19 protein-coding genes are annotated in these 17,686 nt (G+C 65.8%); 5 read left to right on the plus strand and 14 right to left on the minus strand.

Annotated features, from left to right (window positions below):
• Positions 1-46: 46 nt before the first annotated feature.
• Positions 47-1,102, minus strand: coding sequence for an NF038122 family metalloprotease (locus tag AC07PE_RS06415; protein ID WP_498762563.1), 1,056 nt, complete (start codon positions 1,100-1,102; stop codon positions 47-49).
• 248 nt (positions 1,103-1,350) lie between these two features.
• Here AC07PE_RS06415 and AC07PE_RS06420 point away from each other — a divergent pair, with 248 nt between their 5' ends.
• The 4 genes from AC07PE_RS06420 (at position 1,351) to AC07PE_RS06435 (ending at position 2,986) form a co-directional block, all read left to right on the plus strand.
• A complete protein-coding gene (locus AC07PE_RS06420) occupies positions 1,351-1,593 on the plus strand; it encodes a hypothetical protein (RefSeq protein WP_498762564.1) in 243 nt (80 codons plus the stop codon).
• 19 nt (positions 1,594-1,612) lie between these two features.
• Positions 1,613-2,275, plus strand: a complete 663-nt coding sequence (locus AC07PE_RS06425; RefSeq protein ID WP_498762565.1) for an HAD-IA family hydrolase — start codon at positions 1,613-1,615, stop codon at positions 2,273-2,275.
• 67 nt (positions 2,276-2,342) lie between these two features.
• Entirely contained in the window at positions 2,343-2,774 is a 432-nt protein-coding gene (locus AC07PE_RS06430) for a hypothetical protein (protein WP_498762566.1), read from the plus strand.
• A 20-nt stretch (positions 2,775-2,794) separates the two neighbouring features.
• Positions 2,795-2,986 (plus strand): helix-turn-helix transcriptional regulator, encoded by a 192-nt coding sequence (locus AC07PE_RS06435; protein ID WP_498762567.1) that lies wholly within the window; start codon positions 2,795-2,797, stop codon positions 2,984-2,986.
• Here AC07PE_RS06435 and AC07PE_RS06440 read toward each other — a convergent pair.
• Positions 2,964-3,554: a cupin domain-containing protein gene (locus tag AC07PE_RS06440; RefSeq protein ID WP_498762568.1), complete on the minus strand. Its 591-nt coding sequence runs from the start codon at positions 3,552-3,554 to the stop codon at positions 2,964-2,966. The genes AC07PE_RS06435 and AC07PE_RS06440 overlap by 23 nt on opposite strands.
• 69 nt (positions 3,555-3,623) lie before the next feature.
• On the opposite strand from AC07PE_RS06440, the gene AC07PE_RS06445 reads away from it, so the two are divergent.
• Positions 3,624-5,678, plus strand: coding sequence for a UvrD-helicase domain-containing protein (locus AC07PE_RS06445; protein WP_498762569.1), 2,055 nt, complete (start codon positions 3,624-3,626; stop codon positions 5,676-5,678).
• Between the two features lie 109 nt (positions 5,679-5,787).
• Here AC07PE_RS06445 and paaZ read toward each other — a convergent pair whose 3' ends face one another.
• The 12 genes from paaZ to paaA all read right to left on the minus strand — a co-directional run bounded on the left by paaZ (position 5,788) and on the right by paaA (position 17,594).
• Positions 5,788-7,839: a phenylacetic acid degradation bifunctional protein PaaZ gene (gene paaZ / locus AC07PE_RS06450; RefSeq protein ID WP_498762570.1), complete on the minus strand. Its 2,052-nt coding sequence runs from the start codon at positions 7,837-7,839 to the stop codon at positions 5,788-5,790.
• 14 nt (positions 7,840-7,853) lie between these two features.
• Positions 7,854-8,444, minus strand: coding sequence for a phenylacetic acid degradation protein PaaY (gene paaY, locus AC07PE_RS06455; protein WP_498762571.1), 591 nt, complete (start codon positions 8,442-8,444; stop codon positions 7,854-7,856).
• Between the two features lies 1 nt (position 8,445).
• Positions 8,446-9,651, minus strand: coding sequence for a 3-oxoadipyl-CoA thiolase (gene pcaF, locus AC07PE_RS06460; RefSeq protein ID WP_498762572.1), 1,206 nt, complete (start codon positions 9,649-9,651; stop codon positions 8,446-8,448).
• A 17-nt stretch (positions 9,652-9,668) separates the two neighbouring features.
• Positions 9,669-10,979 carry a phenylacetate--CoA ligase PaaK gene (gene paaK, locus AC07PE_RS06465; RefSeq protein ID WP_498762573.1) on the minus strand — a complete coding sequence of 437 codons (1,311 nt, stop codon included), beginning with the start codon at positions 10,977-10,979 and terminating at the stop codon, positions 9,669-9,671.
• Between the two features lie 12 nt (positions 10,980-10,991).
• On the minus strand, positions 10,992-11,423 hold the full coding sequence (gene paaI / locus AC07PE_RS06470; protein ID WP_498762574.1) for a hydroxyphenylacetyl-CoA thioesterase PaaI: 432 nt from the start codon (positions 11,421-11,423) through the stop codon (positions 10,992-10,994).
• On the minus strand, positions 11,413-12,993 hold the full coding sequence (gene paaH / locus AC07PE_RS06475) for a 3-hydroxyacyl-CoA dehydrogenase PaaH (RefSeq protein WP_498762575.1): 1,581 nt from the start codon (positions 12,991-12,993) through the stop codon (positions 11,413-11,415). The genes paaI and paaH overlap by 11 nt, the downstream gene beginning before the upstream one ends.
• A 4-nt stretch (positions 12,994-12,997) precedes the next feature.
• Positions 12,998-13,789: a 2-(1,2-epoxy-1,2-dihydrophenyl)acetyl-CoA isomerase PaaG gene (paaG, locus tag AC07PE_RS06480; RefSeq protein ID WP_498762576.1), complete on the minus strand. Its 792-nt coding sequence runs from the start codon at positions 13,787-13,789 to the stop codon at positions 12,998-13,000.
• A gap of 140 nt (positions 13,790-13,929) precedes the next feature.
• Complete coding sequence (paaE, locus tag AC07PE_RS06485; protein WP_498762577.1) at positions 13,930-15,006, minus strand: 1,2-phenylacetyl-CoA epoxidase subunit PaaE; 1,077 nt, start codon at positions 15,004-15,006, stop codon at positions 13,930-13,932.
• A gap of 4 nt (positions 15,007-15,010) precedes the next feature.
• Positions 15,011-15,523, minus strand: coding sequence for a 1,2-phenylacetyl-CoA epoxidase subunit PaaD (gene paaD / locus AC07PE_RS06490; protein ID WP_498762578.1), 513 nt, complete (start codon positions 15,521-15,523; stop codon positions 15,011-15,013).
• Positions 15,524-15,542: 19 nt separating this feature from the next.
• The gene (gene paaC / locus AC07PE_RS06495; protein ID WP_498762579.1) at positions 15,543-16,298 is read right to left on the minus strand and encodes a 1,2-phenylacetyl-CoA epoxidase subunit PaaC; all 756 of its coding nucleotides are present in this window, start codon (positions 16,296-16,298) and stop codon (positions 15,543-15,545) included.
• A gap of 8 nt (positions 16,299-16,306) precedes the next feature.
• The gene (gene paaB / locus AC07PE_RS06500; RefSeq protein WP_047821541.1) at positions 16,307-16,591 is read right to left on the minus strand and encodes a 1,2-phenylacetyl-CoA epoxidase subunit PaaB; all 285 of its coding nucleotides are present in this window, start codon (positions 16,589-16,591) and stop codon (positions 16,307-16,309) included.
• Between the two features lie 16 nt (positions 16,592-16,607).
• Complete coding sequence (gene paaA / locus AC07PE_RS06505) at positions 16,608-17,594, minus strand: 1,2-phenylacetyl-CoA epoxidase subunit PaaA (RefSeq protein WP_498762580.1); 987 nt, start codon at positions 17,592-17,594, stop codon at positions 16,608-16,610.
• Between the last annotated feature and the right edge of the window lie 92 nt (positions 17,595-17,686).

Genomic DNA, 17,686 nt, shown 5'->3' on the forward strand with positions numbered 1-17,686 from the left:
GGCGCTCAGTGAGCGCCGTTTCTTTTGCAGCCTTTGAACGACAGGCTTATGCCTTGTTGCGGCGGCGCAGGCCGAACATGCCGAACATGCCGAGGCCCAGCAGTGCGAAGCTGCCCGGCTCAGGAACCACGTTCCAGCCGATCGCGTCGTACATCTTCAGGTCCATGGCGCTGATCGCCATGTGCTCACCGTAGGCTGCGGTTGGGTCCAGGATGCCGATGCCCAGGTTGTCCTTCCAGTGGCTAGCCTGGCGGCCGTCGCCGTTGGTGACACCGGTCGAGAAGGTTGCGAGGGTGGTGTCGCAATTGTCGAACGAGAAGAACTTGGTACGGTTGTCGGCGGACCAGTCGATGTCGGCGCCGGCCGCCTTGCTGGCGGTCGAGCAGCGGAACAGGTCGGCAGGAGCGATGTAGGTGAACTGCGAATCCAGCAGGTTGGGGTTGCTGCGGTTGGCGTCCAGCGTATCCACGCCGCTGACGAAACCGAGCGCGTGGCCGATTTCGTGGGTTGCCACGCCGATGAAGTCGAAGGCGTCGGCATTGACGCCGTCGTCCGGGTTGAAGTCCCAGTTGAAGGTGCTGCTGAACGAGACCGAGCCGTCGACCGTCGAGTCATGCGCATCGGTCAGGCCGAGGGCGCGGGCATTCGCCCAGGTCATGCGAATGGTCTGGTTGTTGGCGTCGCAGTCGTTATCCAGGTAAGGCGTGGCGCTGCCGGCGCCGTTCGGATTGCCCTTGGTACCGTTCATGTACACGTTCAGGCACTTGTTTTGCGACAGGTGCGCGATGGCAGCCTGGTCGGTGGCGCCCCATGCGTCCGCGATCAGCGCATTGCGGTAGTCCTCATAGCTGAGGGTGCCGCGGGTCGAACCGGTCGAGCCCAGGATGCCGGGGCCGAGGACCGAAAAACCGATGTTCAGGTTGACGGTGACGTCGTCGTGCAGCACCGCGCTCCAGCGGTCGGCTGCAGCCTGGAAGCCGGCCAGCGCACGCGCATCCATGTCTGCGGCGTGATTGAAGTTGATCGTCAGCGCTTGCGCGGAACCGCCGAACGCAAGGGCCAGCAACGGTGCAATCTTGAAGATTTTTTTCAGGTTTTTCATAGTCTCTTTCCGCTTGTCATTAATCTGTTTATCGGCGATCTGTCTGCGAGAATCGTCGATTTCTGATTAGCAAGTTTCGGGCCAGAAAGAGCAAGTAATTGTTTCTAATAGAAAATTTATTTATGAAACGAAATTTTCGGTGGTCAATGTAAATATTTCCGACAGTTTCTGCCGTTTCCTTCAGAACGCTCGTGTTTTTCTTCCCTGCGTAAGATCTCACAGCACACTTATTGACCGAGGATTTCGACATGCACCGCTACAAGCACAGCGGCGGCGAGTCGGGCGTGGTCGCCTACGACATCGACGCCGGCCAGATCATCGTCCAGTTCAGGAACGGCGACCGCTATCTCTATACCGAGGACAGCGCCGGCGCCGCCAACGTCGCGAAGATGCAGGAGCTGGCGCGGGCCGGAAGCGGCCTGTCCAGCTTCATCAGCCAGCATGTGCACAACCGCTACGAGCGCAAGGTAAACTCGGGCCGCTTGTACTAACCATCAATGAAAGTTCCCAGTGACCCGGATTCCCCTGCCCGACCGTTCCTTCTCCGCCTTCCTGTTCGACATGGACGGCACCATCCTCACCTCGATCAAGGCCGCAGAGCGGGTCTGGGGACAGTGGGCCAAGGGCCACGGCCTGGACGTCGCGGCCTTCCTCCCCACCATCCACGGCAAGCGCACCGAGGAAACCATTCGCGCACTCGAACTGCCGGGCGTCGACCCGGTGCGTGAAGCCGCCTTCATCACGCGCGCCGAAATCGAGGACGTGGCCGGCATCGAAGCCATCGCCGGCGCCGCCGCTTTCCTGGCCAGCCTGCCGGAGGCACGCTGGGCCATCGTCACCTCCGCCCCGCGCCTGCTGGCCGAGGCGCGCATCGCCGCCGCCGGCCTGCCTATGCCCGAGGTGCTGGTGGCCGCCGAGGACGTCGAGCGCGGCAAGCCGGCGCCCGATCCCTTCCTGCTGGGCGCGCGCAAGCTGGGCGTGGCGCCCGCCGATTGCCTGGTGTTCGAAGATACGCTGGCCGGACTGCAATCCGCAGCCGCTGCGGGCATGGCGAGCATCGTCGTGACCACCACGCATTCGCATCCGCTGGAGACCGGCGTGACTGCCGTGCTCGATTACGAGGACTTGCGCGTGGTGACCGCACCGGACGGCTTGCGTATCGCGTCGATGTAACTTATTGGTGACTTTTTGAGTCATTCAGGTTACTCTGCCGTTTCCACAACTCATGAAGGAGCAGGAAATGGCCGAACAAGCGAGCGCGATCGACGATGCCGCAAGAATGTCGCACCGTCACCTGATGGCAGCGCTGATGATCGTCGGTATGCTGGGCTTTGCTGCCGTGTTGAGTCTTACCACGGCCGGCGGAGATGCCGGCAAGACGCTGTGGAGGGTCCTGCCGATCATGATTGCGGTCACCGCGGCATCGCTGCACCGCATGTACAGGCGGGTAGAGACCCGTGCGATGAAGGCCATGCGCAATGACGAACTGCGTCAGGCCAGCTTGTCACTCGCCTGGCGCAACGGCCTGATTGCTGCGTTAGGCGTGCAGCCGGTGCTGGCCCTGGGGCTGACCTGGAGCGGCGCGGCGAACGGGCTTGCCCTGATGGCCGCCGCCACCGTCTGCATCGGCGCTGGCACTGTGCTCACCACGCTCCAGTGGTACGACCGTTGATGGAGCACCTGACGACCACCATGAAAGTCCAGCGCGCGCGCCTCGACCTGACCCAGGCCGAGCTGGCCGAACGCGCCGGCGTCACCCGCAAATCGGTGAATGCGATCGAGGCCGGCCACATGGTCCCCTCCACCCTCCTCGCGCTGAAACTGGCGAAGGTACTGGGGGTGACGGTGGAGGAGCTGTTCGCTATCGAGCTTCGCCCGGACTGAGACCGCCATGGCCACTGAGACCGTCCTGCTCGCCGTGGTCGGCGATGTAAACGCGCGGCGCCAGGGTCTCGGCTTCGATCGGCAGGCTGCCGGCCGGCCGGTTCTTGTCGCGCTTCGGATACGGCGTGCCGTCGCGGTGCGTGTAGCTGTCGGTGCTGCCGTCGTACATCAGGTCGATGTCCGGGTAGGTCGCCTTGTCTTCCTCGAAGCGCGAACCCACGGCCAGGAACAGCGCCGTGCCCCAGCCGCGGTTGACCAGGTGGTGGCCGTTCGGTCGGCCGGCCGGGAAGGCGGCGCAATCGCCGGCGCGCATCAGGGTCTCGCCTTCGTCGGTGATCAGGGTCAGCTCGCCGGACACGACCATCACGAACTCGTCCTCGTGCGTATGCCAGTGGCGCTGCGAGGATGCCGCGCCGGGCTGGAGTTCCGTCAGGTTGACGCCAAACTGGGTGATGCCGCCGGCGTCCCCCAGCGCCTGGCGGCTGCGCCCGTTGACGGCCTCGGCGAAGGGATCGGGATAACCGGTGCCGGTCAGCACGGGAATACTGCTCAGGTCTAACCTCGACATTGGACGTTCCTCATTGTTGGTTTGGACAAGTGACAGTGTATAGTAGCCAAAAAGCCGAAAGCACCACGCATGTCCACGCAAGCAAACAGCCAGCAGGCTGCCATCCTGCAGTCCCCCCACAAGGTCAAACTCATCGCCGCCGTCGCCGGCGCAGGCAAAACCACAACGCTTGCGATGGAAGCGCGCCAGGCTCGCGACGACGGTCTGTCCGAGCGCGGCATCCTGGCCCTGTGCTTCTCGCGCGGCGCGCGCCTGCGCTTCCATGAAAAGCTGAAGGAGGAAGCGGGCGAGGACAGCGCCGTCTTCGTGATGACGGTCGAGGATTTCGCCCGCCAGCTGATCGAAGACCTGGCCGAAAAGGGCCGCATCACCCGCCCCGTGGCCCACGCCGACGTCGAAGGCATCCGCGGCGAACTGGTCGCGGCCGCCGCGCGCGTCTGGCAGCGCTACCAGGAACAGGGCGTGCGCAGCGACTTCAATTTCGGCCTCGACGAAAACAACCAGCACCTCGACGACATCGCGCGCCGCCTGGCCCAGCTGAAGGCCGCGCTGGCCACCGCTGAATTCGCGCCCAAGGACAACGAGAACTTCACCGACGAGAACGACGACGATGCCGCCTACGACGAAAGCGGCGACGGCGAACTGGCCGGCCAGGCCGACCCGATCGCGGACATCATCCGCGAGTACGAGACGGCGCGCCATCCCTACCCTGACGACTTCCGCTGGCAGGGGCCGAACGACGCGGTGACCGACCTGGTCTACCTGCTGCAGCGCCAGCCCGCGCTGGCCCAGGAACTGCGCCGCTGGTCGCTCTACCTCGTCGACGAATGGCATGACGTGAACGCCGCCGAATTCGAATTGCTGCAGCGCCTGCGCCGCGGCGCGCGCCTGGTGGTGGCCGGCGACAAGGACCAGACCATCAACCGCGACCGCGGCGCCGACCCCGTCTTTTCCGGCCAGCGCTTCATGGATGCCTACCGTCCTGATGCCGAGCGCTTCCCGCTGGGGATGTCCTACCGCTTCGGCCCGGACGCCGCCGTGCTGGCCGATGCGCTGACCCACAACGGCTGCGAGGGCCGCCCGGACCGCGATACCGTCGTGCGCCGCGTGGCCTACCATCCGGCGCAGCCCGGCGCCTGCGCGCAGCTGGTGGCCGACACCATCCGCACCACCCTGCAGAAGGGCCGCCCAGGATCCGGCAACCGCGCCAGCAACCGCGACTTCGCGGTGGTGCTGCGCGACGTCGACCAGAGCATCGAGATCGAAACGGCGCTGATGGAAGCGAAGATCCCCTATAAATGCGACGGCTTCGAGACCTTCCTGCTGCTGCCGGAGATCCTGCTGCTGCGCGGGATCCTGCACTACGTCAGCAACGACTACTCGGCCCTGAAAGGCCACACCGAAACCTGCGTGCAGATGGTGCTGGCGCTGTCGCGCTATTTCTACCTGACGCGCGATCCGAAGCACTGGAACCTCGACTGGGCCGAGCGCCGCTCGGTGCTGGGCTATGCGCAGGACGAGGTCAAGCGCACGCCGGAAGTGCTGAAGAGCTTCTTCGACGGCGCCCTGCTGCGCGAGACCGAGTTCGACAGCCCGCAGGCGCGCCAGTCCAAGAACCTGATCCGGCCGGTGATCGCGGCGATGACTTCTTCGGCGGCGTCGGCGACGGCCTACGAGCTGTTGGTCACGCTGCGCGCGCAGGTCGACCTGCACGACGCCACCAGCCGCGCCTTCGTCAGCCGCGACCGCGTGGCCTCGGCGCGGCGGTCCATCGATGCCTTCCTGCGCTTTGCCTCGTCGCACGGGCAGGTGCCGGCGGCGGAATTCCTGGCCCGGATCACGCAAATGGAAAACGACGTCGCACTGGTGCGCAAGTCGAAGAGCGCGAACAGCATCGGCACCCGGCGCAGCCTGGTGCGCGTCACCACCATCCAGGCGGCCAAGGGGCGCGAATGGCCGTATGTGCTGGTGCCCTTCCTCGAGCAGGACGAGTTCGTGCGCGGGCGGGATGCGACCAACGAGGTGCGGCACCTGTATGTTGGCTTGACGCGGGTGATGAAGGAGCTCGTTCTGTTCGAGCCGGATGAGGCGTCAGCTGGAAAGCGCCTGGCGTATTTGAGTTAGCTGCCGCACATCATCCTCGCGAACGCGGGGATCCATGCTGAGCTGAACGGGATACTCAGTATGGATTCCCGCGTGCGCGGGAATGACGTGCTTGGGTTACGAGCTAGGCTCAGCCCCGCTTCTGCACCAAGGTCAGAATGTCATAGCTGGCCACCAGCTCGTCATTCTGGTTGGTCACCTGCACATCCCACGCCACCACACCCTGCCCACGCCCCTGCTCGTCGGTACGATTGCGGTCCACCTTGCGCTTGCAAGTCAAACGCGCGCGGATGGTGTCGCCGATCGCCACCGGCGCCACGAAGCGCAGGTTGTCGAGGCCGTAGTTGGCCAGCACCGGGCCCGGCGCCGGCGAGACGAACAGGCCGGCCGCCGCCGACAGCACGAAGTAGCCGTGGGCGATGCGCTTGCCGAACTGGGTGTCCTTGGCCGCGATCTCGTCGAAGTGCATGTAGAAGTAGTCGCCCGAGACGCCGCCAAAGTTGACGATGTCCGCCTCGCTCACGGTGCGGCGGTGGGTCAGCAGCGAGTGGCCGATTTCCAGGTCTTCGAACCAGCGGCGGAAGGGGTGGATCTCGCTTTCCTTGACCTCGGCGCCGCGCACGTATTCGCCGGTCACCGCCGCCAGCATGGTCGGCGAGCCCTGCACCGCGGCGCGCTGCAGGAAGTGCTTCACCGCGCGGATGCCGCCCAGCTCTTCGCCGCCGCCGGCGCGGCCCGGGCCGCCGTGCTTCAGCTGCGGCAGGGGCGAGCCGTGGCCGGTCGAATCGACGGCTGCCACGCGGTCGAGGATGTGCACGCGGCCGTGATACGCCGCCGCCACCGGCACCGCATGCGCGGCGATCGCCGGGTCTTTCGTCACCAGGGTCGTCACCAGGCTGCCCTTGCCGCGCGCGGCGAGAATCAGGGCTTCGTCGATGTCGCGGTAAGTCATCATGGTGCTGACCGGGCCGAAGGCTTCGACATCGTGCACGGCGTCGTTGTTCATGCCGTTGCGGCACAGGATCAGGGTCGGCGAGAAGAAGGCACCGTTGCCGCAACCTTCACCCACCGGCTTGAAGCCGTCGCGGGCGCTGAACAGCACTTCGTTGCCGCGCGCGAGCATCTCCACACGCTCGCTCACGTCGCGATGCTGGTCCATCGAGGCCAGCGCGCCCATGCGCACGCCCTCGACCTTCGGATTGCCGACCACGATTTTCGATAACCGCGCACGCAGGCGCTCGCCGACCGCATCGACGTGCTGTTCCGGCACGATGATGCGGCGGATCGCCGTGCATTTCTGGCCGGCCTTGCCCGTCATCTCGCGCGCGACTTCCTTGACGAAGAGGTCAAATTCCTCGTCGTCGGGCGTCACGTCCGGCGCCAGGATCGCGCAGTTGAGCGAGTCGGCTTCCGCCGTGAAAGGTACGGCTTCGCGGATCAGGTTGGGGTTCGCGCGCAGCTTGGCGGCGGTGTCGGCCGAGCCGGTGAAGGTGACGGCGTCGAAGCCGCTCAGGCGGTCCAGCAGGTCCCCGGTCGAGCCGATCACCAGCTGCAGCGAGCCTTCCGGCACCAGGCCCGATTCCATCATCATCTTCACCGTGGCGTGGGTCAGGTAGCTGGTGGCGGTGGCCGGCTTGACGATGCAGGGCATGGCGGCCAGGAAGCTGGGCGCGAATTTTTCCAGCATGCCCCAGATCGGGAAATTGAAGGCATTGATGTGCACCGCCACGCCGCCGCGCGGCACCAGGATGTGGGTGCCGGCAAAGCCGCCACGCTTGCCCAGCGCCATGGCCGGGCCTTCGTGCAGCACGTTCGACGAGGGCAGCTCGCGCGAGCCCATGCTGGCATAGGCGAACAGGGTGCCGATGCCGCCTTCGACGTCGACCCAGCTGTCCGGGCGGGTGGCGCCGGTCAGGTGCGAGATCTCGTACAGCTCTTCCTTGCGCTCCATGAGGTACATGGCCAGGGCCTTCAGGCGCTGGGCGCGCTTCTGGAAGTCGAGCTGCATCAGCTGAGGCACGCCTTGCTTGCGGGCGTAGGTCAGCGCTTCGTCGAAGTCGATTTTCTCGGCGTGGGTGTGATAGATCAGCTGGTTGTCCAGCGCGCTGTGCAGCGGCTGATGGGCCGATTCGCCTTGCCAGCGGCCGGCGATATAGCTTTGCAGGGTCGACGGGGTGTGCATTTGTCTCTCTCCTTTTACTTTTTCGGTTTGTGCGGCTCGTCGAACACCATCCGTCCGCGGCCGGGCTCCACCTCGGTGTGGGCCTCGACTTCGCGCAGGGACTTCATCGAGCGCACTGCCAGGTCGTGATACTGGCGCGTGCCATAACTCTTCCACGCGATCTCTTCATCGCTGACCGGGCGGACGACCTTGGCCGGAGCGCCCAACACCAGGCTGCGCGGCGGGATCGCCATCCCGGCCTTGACGAAGGCCGCGGCGCCGACAATGGATTCCGCGCCGACGACGGCCTTGTCCATCACCACCGCATTCATGCCGACCATGGCATTGCGCCCGACCCGGCAGCCGTGCAGCACGGCGCCGTGGCCGATATGGCCGTCCACCTCGACCACGGTGTCATCCTCCGGAAAGCCGTGCATCACGCAGGTGTCCTGGATATTCGCGCCCTCTTCCAGGATCAGGCGCCCGAAGTCGCCGCGCAGCGAGGCCAGCGGGCCGACGTAGCAGCGCGGGCCGACGATCACGTCGCCGATCAGTACCGCGGTCGGGTGCACGTAGGCGCTCGGGTGCACCACCGGGCGGATGCCATCGATTTCGTAGATGGGCATCTCAGACCCGCTCGACGATCAGCGCGATGCCCTGGCCGACGCCGATGCACATCGTGCACAGCGCATAACGGCCGCCGGTGCGGTGCAGCTGGTTCACGGCCGCCATCACCAGGCGTCCGCCGGACGCGCCCAGCGGGTGGCCGAGGGCGATGGCGCCGCCGTTCGGGTTTACGCGCGCATCGTCGTCGGCCACGCCGAGGTCGCGCAGCACCGCCAGGCCCTGGGAGGCGAAGGCTTCGTTCAGTTCGATCACGTCCATCTGCTCGATGCTCAGCCCCGTCATCTGCAGCAGCTTCTTGGTGGCCGGCGCCGGGCCGAAGCCCATGATGCGCGGCTCCAGGCCGACGACCGTCATGCCGACCACGCGTGCGCGTGGCGTCAGCTTGTACTGGTCGATCGCCGCCGACGATGCCAGCAGCAGCGCGCAGGCGCCGTCGTTCACGCCCGAGGCGTTACCGGCGGTGACCGAACCGTCCGGCGTGACCACGCCCTTCAGCTTGGCCAGGCCTTCCAGGCTCACGTCCGGGCGCGGATGCTCGTCCGTGTCGAACACGCGCGACTCGCCTTTTTTTCCGTGCAGGGTGACCGGCACGATTTCTTCCTTGAACACGCCGGCAGCGTGCGCGGCAGCCCATTTCTGCTGGCTGCGCAGCGCGAACGCGTCCTGGTCCGCACGCGAGACATTGAAATCGCGCGCCACGTTCTCGGCCGTCTCCGGCATCGAATCGATGCCATATTCCGCCTTCATCTTCGGGTTCACGAAGCGCCAGCCGATGGTGGTGTCCTCGATCTTGGCCGTGCGCGAGAAGGCCGTGTCGGCCTTGGCCATCACGAAGGGCGCGCGGGTCATGCTCTCGACGCCGCCGGCGATGACCAGATGGGCCTCGCCGCTGCGGATCGCACGCGCGGCCAGGCCCACGGCGTCCAGACTGGAGCCGCACAGGCGGTTGATGGTGCTGCCCGGGACGGACGGCGGCAAGCCCGCCAGCAGGGCCGCCATGCGCGCGACGTTGCGGTTATCCTCGCCGGCCTGGTTGGCGCAGCCGTAATAGACGTCGTCGACCTTGCTCCAGTCCACGCCGGGGTTGCGGTCTTTCAGCGCCGCGATCGGCAGCGCGCCCAGGTCGTCCGCGCGCACGTTGGCGAGCGAACCGCCGAAGCGGCCAAAGGGGGTGCGGACGGCGTCGACGATGTATGCGTCACTCATGGATCAATCTCCTCGTTTTATTTGTTGCGCTGATCGACCACGCGCCGGGCCTTGCCCGTCATCGAACGCTCGATGCCCTGGCTGGGCAGCAGGTTCACGCTGGTCGTCACGCCGATATAGGTCTTGATGCGGTGCTTCAGTTCCTGGGCCAGAGCCGCTACCATCTCATCCGAAAACTCGCCCTCGCGCAGCTCGCAGCGCACTTCCAGCTTGTCCAGGTGGCCGTCCTTGCTGACCACCAGCTGGTACTGCGGGGCCAGCGCCGGCATCTGCAGCACCTGCTCCTCGACCTGGCTGGGGAAGACGTTCACGCCGCGGATGATCAGCATGTCATCCGAGCGGCCGGTGATGCGGCCCATGCGGCGCATAGCACGCGAAGTCGGCGGCAGCAGGCGCGTGAGATCGCGGGTGCGGTAACGGATGATGGGCAGCGCCTCTTTCGACAGCGAGGTGAACACCAGTTCGCCCTCGGCGCCGTCGGGCAGCACCTCGCCGGTGTCGGGGTCGATGATCTCGGGATAAAAATGGTCTTCCCAGATCACCGGGCCGTCCTTGCTCTCGATGCACTCGCTGGCCACGCCCGGGCCCATCACTTCGGACAGGCCGTAGATGTCGACCGCGTCGATGCCGGCGCCCGCTTCGATCTCGCGGCGCATGGCATCGGTCCAGGGCTCGGCGCCGAAGATGCCGACCTGCAGCGAGGACGTGGCCGGATCGATGCCCTGGCGTTTGAATTCCTCGACGATGTTCAGCATGTAGGAAGGCGTGACCATGATGATAGCGGGTTTGAAATCCTGGATCAGCTGGACCTGCTTCTCGGTCTGCCCGCCGGACATCGGCACCACGGTGCAGCCCAGGCGCTCGGCGCCGTAGTGGGCGCCCAGGCCGCCGGTGAACAGGCCGTAGCCGTAGGCGATGTGGACCATGTCGCCGGGACGGCCACCGGCCGCGCGGATCGAACGCGCCACCAGGTCGGCCCAGGTGTCGATGTCGCGCTTCGTGTAGCCGACCACGGTCGGCTTGCCGGTGGTGCCGCTCGATGCGTGCACGCGCACCACCTGCTCCCTCGGCACCGCAAACAGGCCGAAGGGGTAGTTGTCGCGCAGGGTCTTCTTGGTGGTGAAGGGGAACCTCGCCAGGTCGCCGAGCGTTTTCAGGTCGTCCGGGTGCACGCCCGCCTCGTCGAAGCTGCGGCGGTAGTGGGCCACGTTCTCGTAGGCGTGCCGCAGCGTCTGTTTCAGGCGTTCGAGCTGCACCGCCTGCAGCTCGTCGCGGCTGGCGCGCTCGATCGGTTCGAGATCGCCGGGTTGAGGAATGCGTTGCACCATCTGCCTCTCCTTTTAAACTTCCGCCACCATGCCGTTCACACGGTGGGACTTGCCGCGGAAGAGCGCCACCTTGCGCCCTTCCTGATTGGTGACGACGACGTCGTAAACGCCGGTCTTGCCGGACAGCGCCTGCTCGACGGCTTCCGCCGTCAACAGGTCGCCTCCGCGGCCGGGCGCCAGGTAATCGATGCTGCAGCCGGCGCCGACGGTGTTGAAGTTGTGCGAATTGCAGGCGAAGGCGAAGGCGCTGTCGGCCAGCATGAAGATGTAGCCGCCGTGGCAGGTGCTATGACCGTTCAGCATGTCCTCGCGCACCCGCATGCTCATGCGCGCGTAGCCGGGGCGGATGGCGTCGAGCGTCATGCCCAGCTTCTGGCTGGCCGGATCGCGTTCGTACATGGTCTTGCCGGCCAGTTCGGCCAGCGCTTGTGCATCAAACTGCATGGAAGCGTGCTCCTCCCGCGTTCGCGGCCAGCTTGCGGCGCAGCAGCGGCGACATGCGGTAGCGGTCCTCGCCATACGCCTTCCCCAGGTTGTGCAGCACCGCGGCGATGTGGCGCAGGCCGACCTTGTCCGCCCAGGCCAGCGGCCCGCAGGGGTAGTTCACGCCCTTCTGCATCGCGATGTCGACGGCGCGCGCATTGCACACGCCCTGGTTGACGGCGTCCGCCGCTTCGTTGGCCAGCATGGCGACGGTGCGCATCACGGCCATGCCGGGCACATCATCCAGGCGCGTGACGGTGAAGCCGGTCGTCTGGAACAGGCCGACCGCGCCCTGCCAGGCTTCCTCGCTGCACTGGTCGGCGCGTGCCAGGGCGATGCGCGGCGACTTTGCCGGGTCCAGCATCAGGTCGAACAGCACCGTGTTCGGATGGTTGTCGTCCGCCGCACGCTGGGTCGCGCTGCGGCCGTCCGTCAGGTAGATGGCGGCGCCGTGGACGTGGAAGGCCGGTTCTTCGCGCGTATCGCTGCCGTCGAACATGGACGGGTGGCTGGGCACAACGCCGTGTTGCGCCAGGCGCTCGGTGACGACCGCCAGCAGCGGATCGAAGGCAGAGTCGGCGACGTCGCGTTTGCGCGTGATGCGCACGGTATGCGGGCGCTCCGCCAGCGGCTCGGCCTGGGCCGTGGGCGCAGCCGCATCCTCGCCGTAGCGGTAGAAGCCGCGGCCCGATTTGCGGCCCAGGAAGCCGGCGTTCACCAGTTCCTGCTGCAGCACCGAGGGCGTGAAGCGCGGGTCGTTGAAGTAGGCCTTGAAGACCGACTGCGTGACCGAGAAGTTGACGTCGTGGCCGATCAGGTCCATCAGCTCGAAGGGGCCCATGCGGAAACCGCCGCAATCGCGCATCACCGCGTCCAGGGTGGCGGCATCGGCGGCCTGTTCCTGCAGCAGGCGCAGGGCCTCGGCATAGTAGGGACGCGCCACACGGTTGACGATGAAGCCCGGCGTCGACTTCGCGTGCACCGGGTTCTTGCCCCAGACTTCCGCGGTGGCGTACACGGTATCGGCGACGGCCTTGTCGGTGGCGACGCCGCTGATCACTTCGACCAGCGCCATCAGCGGCACCGGGTTAAAGAAGTGCATGCCGACCAGGCGCTCCGGGCGCTGCAGCTGCGCGGCGATGGCCGTCACCGAAATCGAGGAGGTGTTGGTAGCCAGGATGCAGTCCGGGCCGACGATGCCTTCCAGCTCCGCGAACAGGCTGCGCTTGACGTCCAGGTCTTCGACGATGGCCTCGACCACCAGCGCCGCATCCTTCAGCTCCGCCGTCGATTGCGCGGGCATCAGGCGCTCGCGGGCGAGGTCCGCCTCGGCGGCGCCCATGCGGCCCTTTTCCACCAGCTTGTCGTAGGCTTTACCGATGCCGGCAATCGCTTTCGCCACGGCTTCCGGGCGCGTGTCGTACAGCCGCACCTGGTGCCCGGCGCTGGCCGCCACCTGGGCAATGCCGGAGCCCATGGCGCCGCTGCCGACGACGGCGATGACGCTGCCCTTGTCCAATGCATGTGCCATCGTCTTATTCTCCCTTGAAGTGCGGCTGGCGCTTTTCGATGAAGGCGGCCACGCCCTCGCGGTAGTCATGGCTGTAGCCCAGCTCGCGCATCATGCCGGCTTCCATCTGCAGCTGTTCTTCGAGGGTGTTGGTCCAGCTGGCCAGCATCGCCTTCTTGGTGAACGCCAGGCCCTTGGTCGGCGCGGCGGCAAAGTGCTCGGCCATCGCCATCGCTTCGTCCATCAGGGCTTCGTCCGGCACGCAGCGCCAGATCAGGCCCCACTGCTCGGCCTTCTCGGCCGGCAGCTTGTCGCCCAGCAGGGCCAGGCCCATGGCGCGTGCCGGGCCGATCAGGCGCGGCAGCACCCAGGTGCCGCCGGTATCGGGAATCAGGCCCAGCTTGCAGAAGGCTTCGATGAAGCTGGCCGACTTCGCGGCCAGCACGATGTCGCAGGCCAGCGCTAGGTTGGCACCGGCGCCGGCGGCCACGCCGTTCACCGCGCAGATCACCGGCATCGGCAGGGTGCGCAGGGTCGTGACCAGCGGCGCATAGAATTTTTCGACCGATTCGCCCAGGTCCACGCCGGGCGCGCCCGGCTCTACAGCGCGGTCGTTCAGGTCCTGGCCGGCGCAGAAGCCGCGGCCGGCGCCGGTCAGCACCAGCACGCGGGCGGATTTGTCGGCCTGCAGCTTGTCCAGGGCGTCGCGCACTTCGCGGTGCATGGCCTGGGTGAAGCTGTTCAGGCGGTCCGGCCGGTTGAGGGTGAGGACGGCGATGCCGTGGTCCAGGGTGAATTTGATGGATTCGTAGCTCATTAGATGTCTCCTCCTGTTTTTATTGCGCCGTCATGCCGGGCATTGCCCGACCTGACTTCCCGCGGAAGCGGGACCCCATGCTGAGTATCTTAGCCAGCTCAGTATGGATCCCCGCCTGCGCGGGGATGACGGGGTGGTGTTTATTCGTGCACGTCGAAATCGACCACGATCCTGTCCGTCACCGGGAAGCTCTGGCAGCTCAGCACGAAGCCGCGCGCCACTTCGTAGTCCTCGAGCGCGTAGTTGACGTCCATCTCCACCTGCCCTTCCAGCACCTTGCAGCGGCAGGTCGAGCACACGCCGCCCTTGCAGGAATAGCGCATGTCGATGCCCGCGCGCAGGCCGGCGTCCAGCAGCGATTCCTTGTCCTTGTCCATCGTGAAGCTGGCGTGGACGCCGTCCATCACCACCGTGACTTCGGTCTGGTGGCGCGGCTCCGCAGACACCGGGCGCGGCTTGCGTTCGGTCTTGCCCGTGCCTGCCGCGAACAGCTCGATGCGGATGCGCTCCTTCGGCATGCCCGCTTCCTGCAGCGCGTTCGAGACGCCGTGCATCATGTCTTCCGGGCCGCAGATGAAGGCGTAGTCGACGTTCTCCACGCGCAGCCAGTGCTGGAACAGCTCTCGGCATTTATCTTCGGTGATGCGGCCGTGGAACAGCTCGATGTCCTGGGGCTCGCGGCTCATGATGTAGACCAGGTTCAGGCGCTCCAGGTACTGGTCCTTCAGGTCGGTCAGCTCGTCGCGGAAGATCACGGACGAGGAGGCGCGATTCCCGTACAGGAGCGTGAAGCGGCTGTTCGGTTCGGCCAGCAGGGTGGTCTTGATGATCGACAGGATGGGCGTGATGCCGCTGCCGGCCGCGAAGGCCAGGTAGTGGCGGCTGCTCTCCGGCTCCAGCGGCAGGTTGAAGCGGCCCTCGGGCGGCATCACGTCGATGGTCACGCCGGGCCGGATGCATTCGTTGGCCCAGGTCGAGAACAGGCCGCCGTTCACGCGCTTGATGGCCACGCGCAGGCGCTTGTCCTGCACCGCCGAGCAGATCGAATAGGAGCGGCGCACGTCCTCGCCGTCGATCATCGCGCGCAGGGTCAGGTGCTGGCCCTGCTGGTACTGGAAGGCATCCTGCAGGTTGGGCGGCACCTCGAAGGTGACGGCGATCGCGTCGCGGGTTTCGTGCTTCACCTGGGCGACGGTCAGGGGATGGAATTTGCTCATGGTCTCAATGACACTTGAAGTAGTCGAAAGGCTCGCGGCAATCGAGGCACTGGTACAGCGCCTTGCAGGGCGTCGAGCCGAACTGGCTGGTGAGCCGGGTGTGGTGCGAGCCGCAGTGCGGGCACGCGACGTCGGGCTGCTGGATCGCATGGCGTTTCACACCGTGCTTCAAACCGCTGATGTCGATCACCTGCTGCACCGGCGGGGCGATGCCGTAGCCTTTCAAGGCGGCCTTGCCGGCTTCGCTCATCCAGTCGGTGGTCCAGGCCGGCGACAGGCGGGTGGCGATGCGCAGCTTGTCCACGCCGCGCGCACGCAGGGCCGCTTCCACGTCCTCGGCGATCACCTGCATCGCCGGGCATCCGGAATAGGTCGGGGTGATCGTCACCACGCATTCGCCGCTGGCCTTGTCTACGGCGACCTCACGCACGATGCCCAGGTCGACCACCGAGATCACCGGAATCTCGGGATCGGGCACCTCGCCCAGCCAGGCCCAGACTTGTGCGGTATCGGTCACGATCGCCTCCGCCACGGTCTTACCATTCCACGCCGGGATAGGCGCGCTGCAGGAACTGCATCTCGGCCAGGATGAAGCCGAGGCGCTCGCTGTGCCTGCCCTGCTTGCCGCCGCGCTGCATGTAGGCGTCCGGCGAAGGCATGCTCAGGGTGGCCTCAAGCAGGACTTCGGACACGTGCTGCAGGAAGGCTGCACGCAGGGTCTCGGCAGCCGGGGCCACGCCCTGCTCCACCATCGCCAGATCAAGCTCGTCGTAGATGAAGGCCTCGCCTGCATAGGTCCACAGCTCGTCGACCGCGGCATGCATTTTGGCGTGGCTGATGTCGGTGCCGTCGCCCAGGCGCACCACCAGGTCGCCGCTGCGGCGCAGGTGATAAGTGACTTCCTTGATCGACTTTTCCGCGATCTCGGCGATGCGCTTGTCCGTCGAATTCAGCAGCTCGCGCATCAGGAAGTAGTGCCAGGTATCGAAGAAGAACTGGCGCACCATGACCATCGCATAGTCCGTGTTCGGCTGCTCGACCAGCAGCACGTTGCGGAATTCGCGGCTGTCGCGCAGGTAGGCCAGCCGGTCTTCGTCGCGGCCATGGCCTTCGAGTTCGCCGGCATAGGTCAGCCACATGCGGGTCTGGCCCAGCAGGTCGAGGGCGACGTTGGTGAGCGCCATGTCCTCTTCCAGCGCCGGGCCCTTGCCGCAGAGCTGGGACAGCTGCTGGGACAGGATCAGGGCGTTGTCGCCCTGGCGCAGCAGGTATTCGAACTTTGCCTTATCCACGCCAGGCCTCACAGGTTCTTGACTTCTTCCGGCATCGGGAAGAAGGTCGGGTGGCGGTACACCTTGCTGTTGGACGGCTCGAACAGCGCGTCCTTGTCGCTCGGGCTGGAGGCGACGATGTCGGCCGCCTTCACAACCCAGATCGAGACGCCTTCGTTACGGCGCGTGTAGACGTCGCGTGCGTTGTTGATCGCCATCTCGGCATCCGGTGCGTGCAGGCTGCCGACGTGCTTGTGGGCGAGTCCGTGCTGGCTGCGGATGAAGACTTCCCACAGTGGCCATTCTTTGCTCATGTTTGTCTCCGTATTCTTAAGCGGCTTGCTTGTCCGCCTGTTTGTCCGCATACGCCACCAGCGCATCGCGGAACCACTCGCCGTCTTCCCAGGCCTTCACGCGGGTGCGCAGGCGGTCCTTGTTGCAGGGGCCGTTGCCCTTCAGGACGTTCTGGAATTCGGTCCAGTCGATCTCGCCGAAGTCGTAGTGGCCAGTTTCTTCGTTCCACTTGAGGTCCGGGTCGGGAACGGTCAGGCCGAGGAATTCGGCCTGCGGCACGGTCTGGTCGACCATGCGCTGGCGCAGCTCGTCGTTCGAGAACAGCTTGATCCGCCACTGGCTCGACTGCGCGCTGTTGACCGACTCGGCATCCGAGGGGCCGAACATCATCAGCGAAGGCCACCACCAGCGGTTCAGCGCATCCTGGGCCATCGCCTTCTGCTCGGGCGAGCCCTGGGCCAGCTTCATCATGATGTCGTAGCCCTGGCGCGCATGGAAGGACTCTTCCTTGCAGACGCGGATCATGGCGCGCGCATACGGGCCGTAGGAGCAGCGGCAGAGCGGGATCTGGTTGATGATGGCCGAGCCGTCGACTAGCCAGCCGATGGCGCCGATGTCGGCCCAGGTCAGGGTCGGGTAATTGAAGATGCTCGAGTACTTGGCTTTGCCGGAGTGCAGAGCTTCCAGCAGCTCGTCGCGCGAGACGCCGAGGGTCTCGGCCGCGCTGTACAGATACAGGCCATGGCCGGCTTCGTCCTGGATCTTGGCCAGCAGGATCGATTTGCGTTTCAGCGTCGGTGCACGCGTGACCCAGTTCCCTTCCGGCAGCTGGCCGACGATCTCGGAGTGGGCGTGCTGGGAGATTTGGCGGATCAGGGTCTTGCGGTAAGCCTCGGGCATCCAGTCCTTGGCTTCGATCTTCACGCCGGCGTCGATGCGGGCCTGAAAGGCTTGCTCTTCCGCGCTCATGTCTTCGCGGGTCTGCACCTTTTTGAGGCCGGTTTCTACCAGTTGGGCGTACATGGTGGTCTCCGTTTGTGTTCTCACTGAATCCATAATACGATACAAAAAACGCGATGTACACAAGAATTTTGAATCATATTGAGGTGCAAGTA

The organism is Telluria sp. GW821-FHT07G12, assembly GCF_059418525.1.

What these genes read in the sequence shown, in the direction of transcription:
- pcaF (WP_498762572.1), bottom strand. Translation starts at nt 9,651, where the DNA reads ATGAGTGACGCATACATCGTCGACGCCGTCCGCACCCCCTTTGGCCGC.
- paaH (WP_498762575.1), bottom strand. Translation starts at nt 12,993, where the DNA reads ATGGCACATGCATTGGACAAGGGCAGCGTCATCGCCGTCGTCGGCAGC.
- AC07PE_RS06435 (WP_498762567.1), top strand. Translation starts at nt 2,795, where the DNA reads ATGAAAGTCCAGCGCGCGCGCCTCGACCTGACCCAGGCCGAGCTGGCC.
- AC07PE_RS06430 (WP_498762566.1), top strand. Translation starts at nt 2,343, where the DNA reads ATGGCCGAACAAGCGAGCGCGATCGACGATGCCGCAAGAATGTCGCAC.
- paaK (WP_498762573.1), bottom strand. Translation starts at nt 10,979, where the DNA reads ATGGTGCAACGCATTCCTCAACCCGGCGATCTCGAACCGATCGAGCGC.
- paaI (WP_498762574.1), bottom strand. Translation starts at nt 11,423, where the DNA reads ATGCAGTTTGATGCACAAGCGCTGGCCGAACTGGCCGGCAAGACCATG.
- paaE (WP_498762577.1), bottom strand. Translation starts at nt 15,006, where the DNA reads ATGAGCAAATTCCATCCCCTGACCGTCGCCCAGGTGAAGCACGAAACC.
- AC07PE_RS06445 (WP_498762569.1), top strand. Translation starts at nt 3,624, where the DNA reads ATGTCCACGCAAGCAAACAGCCAGCAGGCTGCCATCCTGCAGTCCCCC.
- paaG (WP_498762576.1), bottom strand. Translation starts at nt 13,789, where the DNA reads ATGAGCTACGAATCCATCAAATTCACCCTGGACCACGGCATCGCCGTC.
- AC07PE_RS06415 (WP_498762563.1), bottom strand. Translation starts at nt 1,102, where the DNA reads ATGAAAAACCTGAAAAAAATCTTCAAGATTGCACCGTTGCTGGCCCTT.
- paaY (WP_498762571.1), bottom strand. Translation starts at nt 8,444, where the DNA reads ATGCCCATCTACGAAATCGATGGCATCCGCCCGGTGGTGCACCCGAGC.
- paaA (WP_498762580.1), bottom strand. Translation starts at nt 17,594, where the DNA reads ATGTACGCCCAACTGGTAGAAACCGGCCTCAAAAAGGTGCAGACCCGC.
- paaZ (WP_498762570.1), bottom strand. Translation starts at nt 7,839, where the DNA reads ATGCACACCCCGTCGACCCTGCAAAGCTATATCGCCGGCCGCTGGCAA.
- AC07PE_RS06440 (WP_498762568.1), bottom strand. Translation starts at nt 3,554, where the DNA reads ATGTCGAGGTTAGACCTGAGCAGTATTCCCGTGCTGACCGGCACCGGT.
- paaB (WP_047821541.1), bottom strand. Translation starts at nt 16,591, where the DNA reads ATGAGCAAAGAATGGCCACTGTGGGAAGTCTTCATCCGCAGCCAGCAC.
- AC07PE_RS06420 (WP_498762564.1), top strand. Translation starts at nt 1,351, where the DNA reads ATGCACCGCTACAAGCACAGCGGCGGCGAGTCGGGCGTGGTCGCCTAC.